We start from the raw sequence: 15,945 nt of genomic DNA, 5'->3' as shown, positions 1-15,945 counted from the left end.
TTCTCCTGCCTCAGTTCAGCTTGATGGGCTTGCCCTTGACCTCGACCGGTCCGGTGCCGTTGACGGTGATCTGCGCGCCCTCCAGATTCAGCCGCTGAGCCTTCAGATTCAGCGCCGCGCCGCCGTCGATGGTGACCGCGCCGCCGCTGCCGGCGACGATGTCGATCGCGCCTCCCGGGCCGCACTCGATGACGAGCCGGCCTTTCTCGCCCGGCCGCGTCAGCTGTCCCGGTACGCTCCGGAGCTCGACCGTCCCGGCGACCTGGTCGATCCGCAGCGTGAGATTTCCGTCGCCGCTGCCGAGCAGGATCTCCGCCTGGCCGACCCGATTGCCACCGGTCAGTTCGTCGTGGAAGGCCAGCCGGGATCCCGACGGCGCGACGAGCCCTCGCCACTGCACCGCCGCGCTGTTGCCCTGGGCCCGGACCGCGTCGGCCCCGAGCCCGTAGGTGCTGCGGTTGTTGACGATTCCGCCCAGTACGTACGGCCGCTGCAGATCGCCGAACTCGAAGCCGACCAGCACCTCGTCCCCGGTCTCCGGCAGGAACATCGCGCCGCTGCGCTCCCCGGCGCCGGCCTGGACGACGCTCGCCCAGCCGGTCTCGTAGTCCGGCGAGAGCCAGGGCAGGACGACCTTGACCCGGCCCTTCCGCAACGGATCGAGGTTGTTGCTGATGATCCCGCAGACCACCCCTGGAAGCTGCCGAGAGGCCGCGCCGGCGCCGCCGGCCAGCCCGAGCAGCGTCCGGTCCTGGCCGCCGTTCACCTCGAACCTGGTCCGGTAGCGGCCGTCCCGCAGCTCGTGTCTGGCGCGCGTCACGGTCCACCGTCCGGCGAACGGTGCGGCCACGCCCGAGACCTCGATCTCCCGGCCGGTCGACAGCCACGGATCCCCGATGCTCTGTCCGACAGCCTCGGCGAACGTGCTCGACAACCGTTCGGCCAGTCCGTCGGCACGCTCCTGGATCGCCGGGCCCGGCGTCGGGGCGAAGGCGCCCGGTGTATCGCCGACGACGAGCGCGTCCTCCGACGGCGCCGGTCCGTGCTCCGCCGACGTGGCTCGGGCGGCCGGAGCCTTGGGGCGGCCGTTGCCAGCAGCAACCAGTGCGGGGACCTCGTGGCCGGCGCCGCCCGCAGCCGAAGCGATCGGCGAGCGGCCACTGATCACCTTGGCCGCAAGCGGATCCCAGACGCGGACCTCGGCTTCTCCGGCGAGATTGCCCACCGTGACACGAGGCGCGAAGCTCACCAGGTTGGACAACAGCTTCAGCGGGACCGGCGCACCGACGCTCCGGCGGCCGAAGAAGAACTTGCCGTGCGAGACGCCGACGTCGAAGCCGAGCGCCGTCGCCCGCTCGACCAGGAACTCCCAGTCGGTCTGGTTCACCTGGCCGACGTGCTCGTACACGGTGCGGGTCGCGGTGACCTCGCCGATCAGCAGGCCGGCCTCCCGGGCGACCTTGCGGGCGATATCGGCATCGGACATGTTGACGAACGTCCGGCTGCGGCGGATCCGTTGCAGCCGGTGATCCTCGGTGTAGCCCCGGATCGTCAGCAGTGCCGTCTCGCCGTACTCGGCCTCGACCGCGGTCACCTCTCCGGTCATCAGCATCTTCGGATCGCCGGGCCGGAGCGGGGACGGCGCGGCGATCCCCACCTCGGTGCCGATCGCGAGGCTGCGCAGCAGCTGGTCGGAGGCGCCCCGGTCGCCGAACACGAGCTCGAACATGTCGGGGAGGGCGCGGCTCTGGTCGACGACCACGGCGACGATCGAGTCCGCCAGCCGTTCCGGCAGCGGGGTGCGCGCCGGTCCGACGTACACGGTGGCCTTGACCGTGGCCCGGCCCTCGAGCCGCCAGTCCGCGACGATCGTCATGACCGGAGTCCGGTATCGGCCTGCGCCTGCTGCAGGGTCAGCGAGACCGTCGCCCTGCTCGGCGCCCCGGACGGGGTGAACCTGGTGTAGGTGAGGTCGAAGCTCTTGAGGATCATCCGCTCCGGTAGCCCGCCGCGGGCCGCGCCCCACTCGACGCGGAGGATCTCGGGAATCCCCGCGGCGGTGGCGTCGGCGGGCGCCGACAAGACCTGGTTGCAGGCCTGGCAGGTCTTCGGATCGGTTCCCTCGGTGCTTGCCGGTACGACGGACGGTCTCGCGGCCGGCTGCTTGACCATCAGCCAACGCTGCAACAGATCCAGCGCGACCCGGACCTCCGAGACGCCTTCGATCCGCAGGTCGGTCAAGGTGACGCCAAGAGCGTCCGGATCGACCACTTCGGCCTTGGCATCGACTGTCGCGTTCTTGGTCTCGACTCGGCGTTCCTTCTTCAGCGTGATCTTGGCCGGGCTGTACAGGAAGCTCAGCTTGGTCGTGCCGTTGACCAACTCCAGATGGTGGAGCGTTTCGACCGGAGTCAGAAACCCGCTGTGCACCAGGGAGAGCTTTTCGAGTGCTACTCCGCCGCCACTCGTGGACAGCGCCGGAATCGACCAGGCGACCGGGATCGCGTCCTCCAGCTCCCACTCCTGGACGTACGCGTCGCCGCGGCCGACTCCGCTGTACAAGCGAATCACGACCTTCGACGGCGAGGTCCGCAGCTGCTTCTTGCCGGCCGGACTCCAATGCGGCACCTCGCCCTTGGCCCAGTGTGCGGCCTGCTGTTCCAGCCACTTCTTGACCGCTGTCGATCCGTCTTTGGTGATCGCCCGCTCCAGCGTCACCTGGCCGTAGGTGACTTTGCCCGGCAGATAGTGCGGGACACTGTTGTTACCGCCCTCGTCGAAGGGGCCCTCCGGAGTGAACTTCACGTCCAGCCCGGTGCAGCCCGACCACAGACCCAGCGATCGCTGTTGGCCGTCGAGCATCGGAACCCAGACGTCGAACCACATCGTCATCCCGTACGGCGATGGTTCCGCGGTGCGCCCGTGGCCCGGCAGCGTGCTCAGGGCGGTCCCCAGTGCGGCGGCTCCGGTGGACAGGCCCGGGATGCTCACCGGGCCACCTTCGTCTCGGCGTCCAGGAACCCGGTGTGGGCCAGTTCCAGCGTCTCGATCGCCGGTCGCGAACCGCCCGAGTCGAGCTCCGACAGCCGCCAGCCGATCGGGAAGAACTCGTTGAGCTTCCACGTCACCACGGGCAGATTGAGGAAGTCCATCAGGTAGATCGCGCCGCTCAGGGGTCGACGATCGCGGACGACCTCCACGAGCCAGTCCTGCACCCGGCCGGACTCCGCGCCGGCGGCGCGGGACAGACTGATGTTCGTGTAGGTGATGTTGCCCGGGATCACGACCTCGTGGGTCGTTCGGCCCGGCCGATAGGTGTGCTTCGCCCATCCGACGCCGAGCCCGGCGGCCTTGCTCCAGGAGCCGAGCTGATAGCGGGACTTGTCGATGTCGATCACGTAGCGGTGGGACATGCCCACCTGACCGGTGAGCATCTCCAGTCCTTTGCCGGCGGACAGTGGCGACGGCGCCATGGTTCGCTCCTAACGCAGGTCGGCGAGGACGCCGTGGCGCTCGCGGTCGATCAGCAGTTCGGCCCGCAGCCGATGCCGGAAGTTGCTGTAGAGACGCTCGGCCAGCCGGCCGAGCAGCCAGGGATCGTCCAGCCGGAGCAGCAGTTCGTCGGGTGGAGCAGGTCGGCGGTCGCCGAGCTGCTCTACCGACGCCTCCAACCGTTCGAGCCGATCGAGCAGTTGCGGGTCGGAGGCGGGCTGCGGAACCACAGGCTCGGTGACGGTCGTCGTCCGCGACCAGAACGATGCGAACGCGTCGTCCGGTGTGGCTTCGGTTCGGCTAGCTGGTTCCTGTTCGGGCGCGGTTGGTGTGAACAGGTTCTGGGGGAGCGACCAGCTGTGGCCGGTGGTCGCCGGTGCTGCTTGGACCTGCTCCGTGGTGCTGCTGGAGGCGACGTACGGGCGTGCGGCCGGTTTGTGGATGAGAGCTCCGGAGCGAAACCAGTGCTCAGTTCCTGCTGCCTGTTCTTCGAGCTGTTGCCCTGCTTCGGAATGTGCCGATGGTAGGGCCGGGCCGAGTACGCGTTGCTGCGCGACGTGGGTCAGCTCATGAGCCAACAACGCTTGTACGGCGGGGTCGTCCGGCTCGCCTGCCTCGTCGGGCAGGTGCACGACACCGGCCGCGGTGAACGCCCGCGCCGATAGTTCGCCGGCACGGACACTCGTCAGTCGACCCCGCACCACCGGTACGTCGTCCAGCGCAACTCCCCACCGCCTGCCAACCGCGGTCGCTACGTGGCTCGGTGCCACCGTGGTGACCTGGGTGGCGCGACTGCGGTAGCGGAGTGGTGCGGTCGCCGTACTGCGGGTCTTTCGTGCGGGTTGTGAGGCACTTGGGCCATGCACCGAACCGGCCGGCGAGTATGCGTCGTGGGGTGGGGCGGCTGGGGGATGCGTGTTGCCGAGTGGTCCGACCGGGGGCTGCAGGTCGGCGAGTGAGGTGGCGGGGGGATGGGGGTCGCCGAGGGAGTCGGACGCGGGCTGTGGGTTGCCGAGCGGACCGGCCGAGGGATGCGCGCTGTCGGGTGAGCTGGCCGGCGTATGGGTGTCGCCGGGCGAGCTGGTCGGGGGCTGCGGGTCGGCGAGTGAGGTGGCGGGGGGATAGGGGTCGCCGGGTGAGCTGGGGGAGGGGCGGGCGTCGCTGAGTGGTCTGGCGGGTGGATGCCGGTTGCTGAGTGGGCGGGGTGCGGGGAGAGTGCTCTGGCTTGGGTGGAGCGGGGGTGCGCTGAGGTGCTGGCGGTCCGTGGGGGTTGGGCCGGGGGCTTGTGCTGGTGCTGCGAGCGGACGGTCGGTCGACTGGGGTGGCTCGGGTGTGTCTTCGTCTTCCGGCTGTTCGGCAGGGTCGGGCTGGTCCGGGGTCTCGGTCAGGGTGGTTGCCTTGAGCCCTCTTTTCCGGCTCTCCGCGAGGCTGGGACGGCGGGCCGGCCGCGCGATCGCGACGGCTGGTTGCGGCTGAGCGGGTGGTGGGGGCGCCGAGACCGCCGAGGAGAAACCGGTGAGCATGGCCAACCCGGCCGCGTCGTCGGCGTCGAAGTCCGACAGCATCCGCTCGAACTCGCCGATGCTCCGGAACGGTTGAGCCGGCTCTTGCGGTGCCCCGACGTATTCCGCGCTGACTGTCGTCAGCGGAGGGCGTTCAGTGGGTAGTCGCTCGGCGACCGGTGGGCGGCGGCGAGGTTCGGCGTCCACACCGGCGGTTGCGACAGCGGCGCCGGCCGACGGTTTCGCGAGGGGACGAGAACCGGCGCGCGCCGACGTCGTACCGGGTCGTGGTGGTCTCGGCGGCAGGTCGGGCCAAGGCCGTCGAGTTCTCCGGGTCATTGCGCCGCGAATCGGCTTGCCCAGCAACGGATCGAGCCTTCCCAGCACCTGCTCATCCGGTCGCTCCAGCAGCTCCTGCGTGCCGGCCACCGCGGGCAGGGCGAGGAAGGGACTCAGTAACGGAGGCTGCAACTCGACGACGGGCGTCAAGGCCGCACCTCGCGCCCAGGCCCTGACAGGTCTGCTGGGCACCGGCGCCTCGCCGGTGCGGGCGGACCTGCGTCCGAACGGCCAGCGCATCGCTCACCTCCAGGTCTGGCCCGGCGTGAGTACCGGATCCGTTGGGTCGAGCTTGCTGTGGATACTGCCGATGCCCGCGATGACCCGGGCCCGATCGGCGTGCTCGAGATCGAGGATCTCGGCGTGCGACCAGTGCAGGTAGTAGGCGACGTACACGACCTCTTCCCAGAGCCTTTCGGTCGGGTACGTCGTCAGGCTTCCCCCGGCAGATCACCGGCGATGTCGACCGCGTAGTCGTGACCGCAGGACGGGCACGTCACGTCGACCTCGGTATGTCCGCTGTGGTTGACGCGGCGGTAGAGGTCCTGCAGGAAGGCGAGATCCGAGGCGAACAGGCATTCGACGACGAGCGTGTCCACGGCCGGGAGCGTCCCGAGCCGGACCAGCGTCCGCTCCAGCAACAGCACCGTCAGGTACGCCGGGTTCTGCCGCACCCTGGGATCGGTCTGCGTGCTGATCTCGTCGCGCGCGGTCGCCAGCCGCAGCACACCTTCGCGATGGACGACGCCGTGTTCGTCGACGAACCCCCGCGGCAGGACGAACGGGTACTCCGTGCGCATCCCGGTCGCGGCCGCGAATCCCGTCGCGGTCATTGTTTGCCGACGATCTTCTCGCAGGTGATCTTGCACTCGATCATCGCCACCTCCGAGGTACCGGCCTTCAGCGAGGTGATGCTGATGTCGGACAGCCAGCCGCTGTGGACGATGTACACCGTGGTCGGCTTCGACGGGTCGCCGCCGAAGACGCTCAACGTCCCGTCCGCGCGCGCCCGGGGATCGCCGTTGCGGGCCATCTCGTGCCACAGCAGGATCGCGTTGGTGCCCGCCCGGTCGACGGCGCGCTTCAGCGTGATGGTCGGCGGATCCGTCTTGCCGAACTGTTTGGTGTGCACCAGCTGGCCGCTCGCATTGCTGTAGAGGTACTCCTGGACCCCGACCTTGGAGGAGATCCCGCCGAGCTCGGCGAAGTCCATCCGGCCGATCGGCGTGGTGGGGAAGTCGACCACGAACGTCGCCGTGATCACCAGTCCTTCGAGACTGCCCGAGGTCATGTCGTCGATCCCTTCGTTGTCGCCGTCACAGCTGAATCAGTCCGTCGCAGGTGATCGTGGCGCGCATCATCAGCACCGCCGGGCCGCCTGCCTGCGCGGCGTCGAGCTCGAGCTTGGAGCACCAAGCGTTCTCCAGCAGGCAGGAGAGCACCGGATCGCCGGCCTTGGTGCAGATGTCGAACATGGCCGGCAGCTTCGCCAGCGGATTGTTCAGCCGGGCCAGCAGGTGCCAGCCGTAGAGCTGGGCGAACCCGTTGCGGTCCAGCGCCCGCTCGAGCACGATCGACGGCGCTTTCACCCGGCCGAACTGCTTGGTGTGCACGTTGCCCAGCCGCACGTTGTACGAGTACTCCTGGAATTCCACCTCGGAGGTGAAACCGGCCAGTTTGGAGAAGCCGATGCCCGCCGTCCAGCCCTCGCACATCACGAAGAAGCGCGGGGCGGTGACCAGCGACGGCTCCAGCAGGTCCGTCATTCCTGCAGCTCCGATCCTTCGGAGAACTGCGCCAGCCGGAACACCACGAACTCGGCGGGTTTCACCGGGGCGACCCCGATGTCGACGGTCAGGATGCCCGCGTCCCGGCTCTCGGGAGGATTGTTCTCGGCATCGCACTTGACGTAGAACGCCTCCTCCGGCGTCTGGCCGAACAGCGCGCCGGTCCGCCAGACCCGGCGCAGGAACATGCTGATCGTGCGCTCCACCGACGACCACAGAAAATGGTCGTTCGGCTCGAAGACCACCCAATGGGTGCCGCCGAGAATGGACTTCTCCAGGAAGTTGAACAGTCTGCGGACATTGAGGTACCGCCACTCGGCGTCGCTCGACAAGGTCCGCGCTCCCCAGACCCGGATCCCCTGGCCCGGGAAGAACCGCAGGCAGTTCACGCCGATCGGGTTGAGCTGGTCGTGTTCGCCGCGCGTGATGCCGGACTGCAGATCCAGGACGCCGCGGACGACCTCGTTGGCCGGCGCCTTGTGGACGCCGCGGGTCTCGTCGTTCCGGGCCCAGACGCCGGCCACGTGACCGCTCGGCGGCAGCATGATCGGCTTGCCGCTGCTCGGGTCGGCGACCTTCACCCAGGGCCAGTACAGCGTGGCGTATTTCGAGTCGTAGCCCGCCACGTTCTGCCGCCAGTCCTTGAGCTGCTGCGGCCGGAGTCCGGGCGGCGGATCGAGAATCGCCACCCGGTCGGACATCAGCTCACAGTGCGCGATCATCGCCAGCTGGACCGCTTTGACGCCGTCCAGGTCGAGCGTCCCGGCCTGGTAGGCGGTCATCAGATCCGGCACGCAGAGCATGGTGATGTCGTCGATCGCCTCGAGCCCCGAGAACCCGCTGCGCTCGTCGGCATCGCCGACGTAGTCGTCGACCGTCGCGGCGCGCTGCTCCGGACCGGACGGCGCCAAGGTCGCCGAGCGCCCTCGTTCCGGCACTGCCATCGCCGCGCCTTTGACCTCCTCGGCAACCACCCACTTCGACTTGCGCAGGGCGGACACCACGTTGGCCGCGCCGCGGCGGGTCGTCAGGTTGTCGAAGACCTCCTCCTCCGAGCCGGCCTTGACCACCAGCTTGAAGACGTCCTCACCCGGCTCCGACGGTTCCTGGATCTCGACCGTCAGCGGCTGTCCGGCCGGTGCGGCGTCCAGCGCCCGGATCACCAGCGGCTTGCCGTCACCTCGGCTCGGCAGCTCGGCCCGGCTGTCGCCCGGGCCGATGCCCTGACCCGGAGTCGCGCCCGGCCCACCGCCGACCCGGACGATGTACGCGGTCCCGCCGCCGTTCAGGAAGTAGCCGTAGACGGAGTGTGCGAGCAGGGCCCCTTCGACGAACTGGCCGAAGGTCTCCACGAACTGTGTCCAGTTGCTGATCAGGACGGCCTCGTTGACCGGTCCCTTCGCGGCGAACCCGACGAACGCGGCGACCGCCGTACCGACTCCCTCGATCGGTTTCGAGCCGGAGGAGACTTCCTCCACATAGACACCCGGGGACAGGTACGACGGCATCCGGACCTCCTGGCTGAGCAGCTGTTCCGACGAATCGGCCTGCCGCAACTGTGCGGCTGCGGGCGACCGCCGCACCACAAGAGCCGGTGCACGAACGGATGCCTCATCGGGCCAACCGATCGGCCCTGACCACTGGCCGGAGGATCCTGTTCGGTTGCCCGCGCGGCCCGGACAGTAGTGGTCATGCTCGACGAACTGGGCGCGACCATCAGCACCCACTTCGGCCAGGTGCTGCCGGCCGGCACGGAGGTCGTGCTGGAGCCGCCGAGCGCCCGGTGGAACGACCGGGAGACCGGCGTCGTGAGCCTGTTCCTGCAGGAGGTGCTGGAGAACCAGGACGGCGGAGCGGCCGGTCTCTGGAGCGAGGAACGCGATCGCGGCGGGCATGTCGTGAGCCGACGGCCGCCTGAGCGCCGCTACGACTTCCACTACCTGGTCACTGCCTGGTCGACGAGCCTGACGCTGGAGCTCTCGCTGTTGGGCTGCATCCTGCGTTCGGTCGCCCATGTGCCAGTCATCGCCGGGACCAACCTGACGGGATCACTCGCCGATGCCCGCGGTCCGGTCACGCTGGTTGTCGGCAGGGCCGGTGCGGGGTCGACCCAGCCGGAGATCTGGCGCGCGCTGGAGCTCGCGCCCCGGATCTGCCTGCAGCTGGTCGTGACCGCACCGGTCCCGGTAGCTGCCCGAAGCGACCTCAGCCGGCTGCCGGAATCGATTGACCTCGGCGTCGAGACCACACCGATTGCGGCACAGTCCGGTACGAGGGTTTCAGGTGGCCGGGGGAGCCGTCCGCGCCCGCCGGCGCGAATCACCGAGGGGGGACGCGATGGGCAAGCCCGCGGCGAAGCTGGGTGATCAGGTCGTCGGTACCGATGTGCACGTGGTGATGGTGCCCAGTGCGGGTGGTCCGGTACCGACGCCGAGATCGTTTCCGTTCACCGGGCGGGTGCTGACCGGCTGCAGCACCGACGTACTGATCGAGGGGAAGCCGGCAGCTGTGCACGGGAGCATCGCCGTGAACCTGCCGCCGCACGTTCCCTCCGGGGGGACGTTCCAGAAGCCGCCGGACAATCGCGGGTCGGTCATCGCACTCGGTCCACTCGTGCTGGTCAACGGGAAACCGCTGGCGAAGGCGGGGGACAAGGTGCTCACCTGCAACGACCCGGCGCCGGCCCCGACCGGCACCCTGATTGCCACTGGCAAGGTTCTCGTCGGCTGATCCCGGAAACCGTCGCCCGCTGATCACGGCATCCGCGTAACCTTTTACCTGATCGCTCAGTTAATCTGGTGACCCGGTCTTGCGCAGGAGTTCGCGGTGCTCCCCACGCCGCCGTTCATGGAGTTGAGGCGCCATGACCTCTGGCCTGCTGCACCGCTCGGACGACGGAGATTTCGTCGGCCGGGCGGCCGAACTGGCGCGTCTCTCGGAGCTCGCCGAGAAGGTTCGCGCCGGCGAACACCAGACCGTTGTGATCGAGGGCGCGCCCGGCATCGGGAAGTCGTGGCTGATCCGCCACTTCCTGGCCCGGCTGCCGGATTTCGCCGCCCTCCTGGCCACCGGCGACCAGGCCGAGTCGCTGCTCGAGCTCGGCCTGGTCGAGCAGATCCTCGCTCAGGCTCCCGCGGAGCTCCGTGCCAAGACCTTGTCACTCGCGTCGCGGGCTCCGGCGGGGGCCAACCCGACAGCGGTCGGGAGTCAGTTGCTCGATCTGTTCGGGCAACTGCAGCGCCGATCGCCGGTCGTCCTGGTGATCGACGATCTCCAGTGGGCCGACAACTCCTCGCTGCAGGCGCTGCGGTTCGTCTTGCGGCGGATGTGGTCCGAGCAACTCCTCGTCGTCCTGGTCGCCCGATCGGCGCATCCGGCACCCGCCTCGACGCCGCCGGATCCCGCACTGGACCGGTTGATCCGCGGTATCCCCGCCGATCTCCAGCTCGAGCTGACCGGCCTCGACCTGCTCGATTTCATCGACCTGGCTCAGCACACGCTCGGGCCGCGACTGCCGGCGGCCGCGGCCCGGCGATTCCATTCGTACACGGCCGGGCATCCGTTGCTGCTGCGGACGATGCTCAACGAGATCTCGGCCTATCGCTTCAGCAGCCTCGACTGGCGGTCCGCCGTACCGCCGTCGGTCGAATCGGCGACGCGGCGCGCCTTCGCCGAGATGCCTGAGCCGACGAGGGCGTTGCTTGGCGCGCTGGCTGTCCTCGGTGGTCGGCCGTCGCTGGCCCAGGCCGCTGAGGTGGGCAGTGTCGACCATGCTCACCAGGCCCTGCGTCCGGCCATCGATGCCGGGCTGGCCACCTGGTTCCGCAGCGAGGCCACGAGTCCCGTGGCGATCACGCACGAGCTGCAACGCGAGGCGATCTACTCGGCGTTGACGCCGGCGCGACGCAGCGAGCTGCATCGACGGGCCGCGGCCACCGTCGAGCCGTTCCTGGCCTGGCGTCATCGGGTCGCGGCCGTCGACTCGGCGGACGCCGTCCTGGCGGGCGAGCTCGAGGACGCAGCGGCGGTGGAAGCGGCGCGGGGGAGTCACGGGACGGCGGCGACCTTCTTGAGGTGGGCGGCTGATCTGACTCCCTGGGGGCCGCGGAGTGAGAAGCTCCTACTGACCTCGATGGTGCACCTGATGTTCAGCGCGGATCGCGGGCGGAGTTCGACCCTGTACGAACGGGCGAGCCGCTGTGCGCCGTCCGGTCTGCGGTCGCTTGCCCTTGGGCTCTGCGACCTGTTCGTCAGCGGGAAACGCAGGGACGCCGAGCAGCATCTCGTCGACGCCTTGGCGCAGAGCGCGCGGTCGAAGTCCTCGTCCTGGGTGCACGGCACGGCCGCCGCCGGCCTGACCGGGATCAGCGTCTGGCGGGGTGACATCGACGAGGCGCTGGAGCTGGCCGCGATCACGCTGGCAGCCACCGGCGTTCCGGGGACTCTGCGCGATTACGTCGTGTGCCTGCAGGCAGTGGCCGAGTCCCGGCGAGCCGGTCTGGCCGGCGGTCTGGAGGCGCTGAGCTTCCTCAGTGATCATCCGGCAGACGTCTCCACCAACGACCTCGAGTCACTTGCCTGCCGTGGCGCGCTGCGCGCCCTGGTCGGTCTGGCTGAGGAGGCCCGCAGCGACCTCACGGAGGTCATCCGGCGCCAGGAGGCCGGAGCGCAGATGTTGTCCGGCGTCCAACCGCGCTGCTACCTGGCCGCCCTGCAGTTCCAGCTCGGTGAGTGGGACGCGAGCGTTCTCACCATGCGAAGAGCGGCCATGCTCGCCGACGACGACCAGCCCGCGATGAACGACGTCATCCTCTATCTGGCCGCTTCGCTGGTCCCGTCCGCCCGCGGCGACTGGAACACCGCCGAGCACTATGTCCGGTCCGCCGCCGCGGCCGCCCGCCGGCTCGGTGGTCCCCAGGACCGAAAGTACGCGGCGATCGCGGCCGCCGTCCTGCACCACGCGCGCAACGATCACCGCACCGTGCTTCGGGAGCTGAGCGCCGTATCGGGGCTCGTGCTGGACGGGCTGTCGGCCGGCGGAGTCCATGAATGGTGGAGTACGTGGTGGCGTCCGCTCCTCATCGACGCCCTCCAGCACGCCGGTCGTCCGGACGAAGCGGCCCGCCAGCTGGAGGCGCTGGTCGAGCGAAGCGACGGCATCGCCGTGATGCACAGCACCGTCGGCCGTCTCCGAGCCCAGCAGGCCGTTGCCGAAGGAGACCTCCAGGCCGCTGTCGAGCTCACTGAAGACTGCCTCGGTTCCCTCATCGAGCCGCGCCCGCGCCTTGCCGACGGCCAACTGTTCCATGCCCACGGCCGCCACCTGGCCGCTACCGGTGACCTCCCCGGCGCCAGGCGCTGGCTCACCGCCGCCAGGCAGTGCTTCACCACCCTCGCCGCGATGCCCTACCTCCGCCGCGCCACCGCCGACCTCTCGGCCGTTACCGCCGAACCCCCGGCCGCGCCCACCAGCACGCTCACCACGAAGGAACGAGAAGTCGTCGACCTGGTTCGCCAGAACCTCACCAACCGGGAGATCGCCGGCCGCCTGCACGTAACCCCCAAAACCATCGAGTATCACCTCAGCAACATCTTCGCCAAACTGCGGATCACCTCTCGCCGGCAGCTGTTCCACGGCCACAACTGACCCGCGCTAGGACTCCTGCTCCTTTTCTCCCGCGGCTGCCGCGGGCTCGCCGAAGACGGCGGCGTACGCCCGGAATCCGTCGACCGGGGTGTAGTCACGCACGAAGGCCTCGTACCGGCGCCGGGCGTGATCGGACCCGGTCAGCCCTTCGTGAACCCTGATGACGTCGACCAGGGCATCGCGGACGTATTCACGAAGCTGCATGCCGATCTGCTCCCGGTTGTTTCCGGGGCCCTGGTACTTCGCGTACAGCACTTCGACCTGATCGCGGTAGCGGCGGTAGAGCTTCTCGGCAGCCGCTCGCCGGTCTGCTGCCGAAAGGCCGCGGGTGGTCTTGGCGCGCTCGGCCGCGAACGCCTCGAAGGCGGCGTCCAGATCCTTCTTCAGACGCTGCGCCAGCGTGGCGGCCTGGGCCTCGTTCCGATAGATCTGGGCGGCCTCGAGCCGGTCCCGCAGGTCGACCGAGGTGTGGAGCTGACCGGTCTGGTGCGCCATGAAGAGCAGCCAGTTCGCCGGGCTCTGGGCCCCGAAGATGTCGTTCACCCAGGCCTGCCCGCGAGCGTCGCCGATGGCCAGGGAGTACCGGTCCTGGAGGTGGAGTCGCAGTGCCTCCCGGACCTTTCCGCGATCCGGCCGCCACCTCCCCCGGAACGTGTCTCCGGGGGCTGCGACCGCCGCCGCCGTAGCGGGAGTCGTGAGGGCGCTGACGACCGGCGCGTCGACCGGCAACTGTTCAGGGGCGAGGGCGTCCAGGATGTGCAGCCGCCCACCTCCGCCGGACAGCTTCGGCGGCTGGGCCACTCCGTCCTCGTCGACGTCGATCCGGATCAGGCCCTGATCCTCGGTGGCCATTGCCTGCATCCGGCGGCCGTTCGCGAAGAAGCTCCAGTCGAACTCGCAGTACAGGCGATGGTTCGAGGCGGCGTAGGCCGAGCCCTTGATACCGAAGACGGCGGCCTCGGAGAACAGATTGCGAAACTTCGCCGTACCGTCGTGATGCGGAACGACGCGCGCTCGGAGGTCCAGCCCGCCCGGACTGCTGATGACTTCGCATTCGAGCAGGAACGGGATGGCGATCCGCACGAACGAGGTCTTCAAGGACTCCTTGAGGCGTTCCTGTTCCTTCTCGAGGCGGCTGTCCCAGTCCCTGCCCCGGACGACGTCCACGACGGTTCCCAGGGCCGAGCCGGGCACCCGCCCGGCCGTTTTCAGGACGCCCAGCAGGCCGCCGGCCAGATCGGCCCCACCGGCCAGCACGGATTCGACCCTGAACGCGAGCGGAAAGCGGTACCGGATCCTGCTGGTGATCCGGGCCGGCCCACCGGCCCGTTTGTCCAGTGTCGCCAGGCGCGCGTCGGTGAGGGTCGTGACGTCCGGGCCGAAGGTCGGCGCGAGCTGACCGCTCCCTTCGGCGCCGAGCGCGAAGGACAACACGCTCGTCGCGGCCGGAGCACGGACGGCGAACGTGGTCATCACGTTCTGGGCCTGCGCGAACGGATCGACCTCGGTCATGCCGGGGTCTCCTCGTCAGCGGGATCGGCGTCGCCGATGATCTCGGCCAGCAGGTCCTGCAGTTCCTGACTCACCTCGCCCGCCGGTACTGCGGGGGTGTCGCTCTCCGGGCCGTCGTTCGTCATTGTCGTCTCCGTTCGTTGCGCCGCAGCATCGGTCAGCCACCCCGGACATCCGGTGGGGCCTCGCTCGTGAAGGTCGCGACCGGCACGTCCCAGTCCCGCGCGAAATCCAGCGGGTCGAACAGTGCGGCGACCCGTTCCTGTTCGAGTTCCGGATCCCGGCCGAGCGCACGGGCGAGCTCGACGAGTCCGGACCTGCTCGCGTGCACCAGTTTCCGGAATCCGGCCTCCGTCCGGGCGCCCGCGGCGAGTTCCTCGATGGTTTCCCGGTAGTCCTCGAAGATCGTCCGCGCGTTCTTCGGGTCGCCGGCCGGCTTCATCCGGTCGGCAACGAACGATCCGAACTCTCGCTCGAGGACGGCGTCCATCCGGCCGGTCAGATCGGCGACCTCCTCGTCGCTGCGGTACACCCCGGCGGCGACGAGTTTGCGGCGGAATGGCGATCGCTGCTTGTACAGGCTCCTGGTCTGATGGGCCAGGAAGAGAATCCACTGCGCGGGCTGATAGCGGTCGTAGATCGCGTCCAGACGCAGTTGCGCCGGAGCGTAGGAGATCGGCACTCCGTAGCGATCCTTGACGTATCGGCGAACCGCTTCCCGCGTCTTCTCGCGATCCGGAGCCCACCGCACACCGTCGATCACGGCCGGGCCGGCGGCGTCCTTCGTGAAGCTCTTGACCTTGGCCGAGGTCGCGGCGGCCGAGAGGTCGCGGACCGGTACGGAGCCGTCCTTGTCGGGTTTGACCGTGGTGAGGCTGATCGTCGAATCGATGCGCAGCTGTTCCTCGTCGAAATGGTCGAAGATCTTGATGTTGCTGCGTGGGTTCGGCTCGAGCTGCGGTCGTCCGTCGCGGCTCAGGGTCAGTTTCAGGTCGCCCTGCTTCTCGCCGCCGGTCGCGCGGAATCGCCGGCCCTCGCTGCGGAAGTGCCACGAGAACACCACGTACGAGGCGTGCTGCCCGCTGACGAGATTGCCCCGGGCGCTGAACCGAAGACTGGCCTTCTCCTGGAAGTAGTTCAGGTACGGCTGCTCACCGTGCCAGGGCCGGACGATCGCCGAGCGGACGTGGTACTCGGTCGCGAAGTCGCCGTCCCGGCGGTACTCGAATCCGATCACCTCACATTCCAGCTGCAGCGGAACGGAGATCCGGGTCTCGGACTTCTCCAGCGTCCGCAAGAAATCCTTGAACTCCTCGGTGGCGGCTCTCTCATCGGTGCCGTAGGCAACCAGTGCCATGATCTTGGGCACCATGGTCACTCGGTCGACGTGCGCCTTGGCAGCCGATTTCCGGAAGAAGACGAAGGGGATCCGGTGCCGGACGAGGTGGACGACGTTCAGCTGGCCGCCCGAGCGGGTTTGCAGTCGTTTCAGGTGGTCGTCGTCGAGGGTCGAGGCGGCGGTGCCGTACGTCGGGTCGAGGGAGCCGCTCGTGCCGACGGCGAAGTTGACGACCTGGACTATCGCCCCCGCGGCGGCGACGATGGCGCCGGCGCCGCCGAGGCCTACGGAGAATGGATCGACCACGAGATGCTCCGTTCGGTGGTG

15 protein-coding genes are annotated in these 15,945 nt (G+C 69.1%); 3 read left to right on the top strand and 12 right to left on the bottom strand.

Features of this window, described 5'->3' with window-relative positions; all coding sequences use genetic code 11:
- Positions 1-10: 10 nt before the first annotated feature.
- The 9 genes from ACZ6ZD_RS21315 to ACZ6ZD_RS21275 form a co-directional block, all read right to left on the bottom strand.
- A complete protein-coding gene (locus ACZ6ZD_RS21315) occupies positions 11-1,876 on the bottom strand; it encodes a VgrG-related protein (protein ID WP_465674649.1) in 1,866 nt (621 codons plus the stop codon).
- Positions 1,873-2,991, bottom strand: coding sequence for a phage tail protein (locus tag ACZ6ZD_RS21310; RefSeq protein WP_465674647.1), 1,119 nt, complete (start codon positions 2,989-2,991; stop codon positions 1,873-1,875). Before ACZ6ZD_RS21310 ends, ACZ6ZD_RS21315 begins: the two co-directional genes overlap by 4 nt.
- Entirely contained in the window at positions 2,988-3,473 is a 486-nt protein-coding gene (locus ACZ6ZD_RS21305) for a phage tail protein (protein WP_465674645.1), read from the bottom strand. Before ACZ6ZD_RS21305 ends, ACZ6ZD_RS21310 begins: the two co-directional genes overlap by 4 nt.
- 9 nt (positions 3,474-3,482) lie before the next feature.
- Positions 3,483-5,483, bottom strand: coding sequence for an eCIS core domain-containing protein (locus tag ACZ6ZD_RS21300; protein WP_465674643.1), 2,001 nt, complete (start codon positions 5,481-5,483; stop codon positions 3,483-3,485).
- Positions 5,484-5,576: 93 nt separating this feature from the next.
- Positions 5,577-5,768: a DUF6760 family protein gene (locus tag ACZ6ZD_RS21295; protein ID WP_465676075.1), complete on the bottom strand. Its 192-nt coding sequence runs from the start codon at positions 5,766-5,768 to the stop codon at positions 5,577-5,579.
- Positions 5,765-6,166, bottom strand: a complete 402-nt coding sequence (locus ACZ6ZD_RS21290) for a hypothetical protein (RefSeq protein WP_465674641.1) — start codon at positions 6,164-6,166, stop codon at positions 5,765-5,767. The genes ACZ6ZD_RS21295 and ACZ6ZD_RS21290 overlap by 4 nt, the downstream gene beginning before the upstream one ends.
- A complete protein-coding gene (locus ACZ6ZD_RS21285; RefSeq protein WP_465674639.1) occupies positions 6,163-6,624 on the bottom strand; it encodes a phage tail protein in 462 nt (153 codons plus the stop codon). The genes ACZ6ZD_RS21290 and ACZ6ZD_RS21285 overlap by 4 nt, the downstream gene beginning before the upstream one ends.
- 25 nt (positions 6,625-6,649) lie before the next feature.
- Complete coding sequence (locus ACZ6ZD_RS21280; protein WP_465674637.1) at positions 6,650-7,099, bottom strand: phage tail protein; 450 nt, start codon at positions 7,097-7,099, stop codon at positions 6,650-6,652.
- Positions 7,096-8,703: a phage tail sheath family protein gene (locus ACZ6ZD_RS21275; protein ID WP_465674635.1), complete on the bottom strand. Its 1,608-nt coding sequence runs from the start codon at positions 8,701-8,703 to the stop codon at positions 7,096-7,098. Before ACZ6ZD_RS21275 ends, ACZ6ZD_RS21280 begins: the two co-directional genes overlap by 4 nt.
- Before the next feature lie 108 nt (positions 8,704-8,811).
- Here ACZ6ZD_RS21275 and ACZ6ZD_RS21270 point away from each other — a divergent pair, with 108 nt between their 5' ends.
- The 3 genes from ACZ6ZD_RS21270 (at position 8,812) to ACZ6ZD_RS21260 (ending at position 12,767) form a co-directional block, all read left to right on the top strand.
- On the top strand, positions 8,812-9,486 hold the full coding sequence (locus tag ACZ6ZD_RS21270) for a Pvc16 family protein (protein ID WP_465674633.1): 675 nt from the start codon (positions 8,812-8,814) through the stop codon (positions 9,484-9,486).
- Positions 9,458-9,850, top strand: a complete 393-nt coding sequence (locus tag ACZ6ZD_RS21265) for a PAAR domain-containing protein (RefSeq protein ID WP_465674631.1) — start codon at positions 9,458-9,460, stop codon at positions 9,848-9,850. Before ACZ6ZD_RS21270 ends, ACZ6ZD_RS21265 begins: the two co-directional genes overlap by 29 nt.
- Positions 9,851-9,983: 133 nt before the next feature.
- Positions 9,984-12,767, top strand: coding sequence for a helix-turn-helix transcriptional regulator (locus tag ACZ6ZD_RS21260; RefSeq protein WP_465674628.1), 2,784 nt, complete (start codon positions 9,984-9,986; stop codon positions 12,765-12,767).
- 6 nt (positions 12,768-12,773) lie between these two features.
- On the opposite strand, the gene ACZ6ZD_RS21255 is transcribed toward ACZ6ZD_RS21260, so the two are convergent.
- From ACZ6ZD_RS21255 to ACZ6ZD_RS21245, 3 genes are read right to left on the bottom strand one after another with little or no spacing between them, the layout of a single operon-like run.
- Positions 12,774-14,279 carry a hypothetical protein gene (locus ACZ6ZD_RS21255; RefSeq protein ID WP_465674626.1) on the bottom strand — a complete coding sequence of 502 codons (1,506 nt, stop codon included), beginning with the start codon at positions 14,277-14,279 and terminating at the stop codon, positions 12,774-12,776.
- Positions 14,276-14,404: a hypothetical protein gene (locus tag ACZ6ZD_RS21250; protein ID WP_465674624.1), complete on the bottom strand. Its 129-nt coding sequence runs from the start codon at positions 14,402-14,404 to the stop codon at positions 14,276-14,278. The genes ACZ6ZD_RS21255 and ACZ6ZD_RS21250 overlap by 4 nt, the downstream gene beginning before the upstream one ends.
- A gap of 32 nt (positions 14,405-14,436) precedes the next feature.
- Entirely contained in the window at positions 14,437-15,924 is a 1,488-nt protein-coding gene (locus ACZ6ZD_RS21245; protein ID WP_465674622.1) for a hypothetical protein, read from the bottom strand.
- Positions 15,925-15,945: the final 21 nt, after the last annotated feature.

The organism is Kribbella sp. NPDC104218, from assembly GCF_055584105.1.
The sequence above is the reverse complement of the archived record's forward strand: the minus strand, read 5'-3'. Positions and strand labels throughout refer to the sequence as shown.

What these genes read in the sequence shown, in the direction of transcription:
- ACZ6ZD_RS21315 (WP_465674649.1), bottom strand. Translation starts at nt 1,876, where the DNA reads ATGACGATCGTCGCGGACTGGCGGCTCGAGGGCCGGGCCACGGTCAAG.
- ACZ6ZD_RS21305 (WP_465674645.1), bottom strand. Translation starts at nt 3,473, where the DNA reads ATGGCGCCGTCGCCACTGTCCGCCGGCAAAGGACTGGAGATGCTCACC.
- ACZ6ZD_RS21290 (WP_465674641.1), bottom strand. Translation starts at nt 6,166, where the DNA reads ATGACCGCGACGGGATTCGCGGCCGCGACCGGGATGCGCACGGAGTAC.
- ACZ6ZD_RS21285 (WP_465674639.1), bottom strand. Translation starts at nt 6,624, where the DNA reads ATGACCTCGGGCAGTCTCGAAGGACTGGTGATCACGGCGACGTTCGTG.
- ACZ6ZD_RS21280 (WP_465674637.1), bottom strand. Translation starts at nt 7,099, where the DNA reads ATGACGGACCTGCTGGAGCCGTCGCTGGTCACCGCCCCGCGCTTCTTC.
- ACZ6ZD_RS21270 (WP_465674633.1), top strand. Translation starts at nt 8,812, where the DNA reads ATGCTCGACGAACTGGGCGCGACCATCAGCACCCACTTCGGCCAGGTG.
- ACZ6ZD_RS21265 (WP_465674631.1), top strand. Translation starts at nt 9,458, where the DNA reads ATGGGCAAGCCCGCGGCGAAGCTGGGTGATCAGGTCGTCGGTACCGAT.
- ACZ6ZD_RS21260 (WP_465674628.1), top strand. Translation starts at nt 9,984, where the DNA reads ATGACCTCTGGCCTGCTGCACCGCTCGGACGACGGAGATTTCGTCGGC.
- ACZ6ZD_RS21255 (WP_465674626.1), bottom strand. Translation starts at nt 14,279, where the DNA reads ATGACCGAGGTCGATCCGTTCGCGCAGGCCCAGAACGTGATGACCACG.
- ACZ6ZD_RS21250 (WP_465674624.1), bottom strand. Translation starts at nt 14,404, where the DNA reads ATGACGAACGACGGCCCGGAGAGCGACACCCCCGCAGTACCGGCGGGC.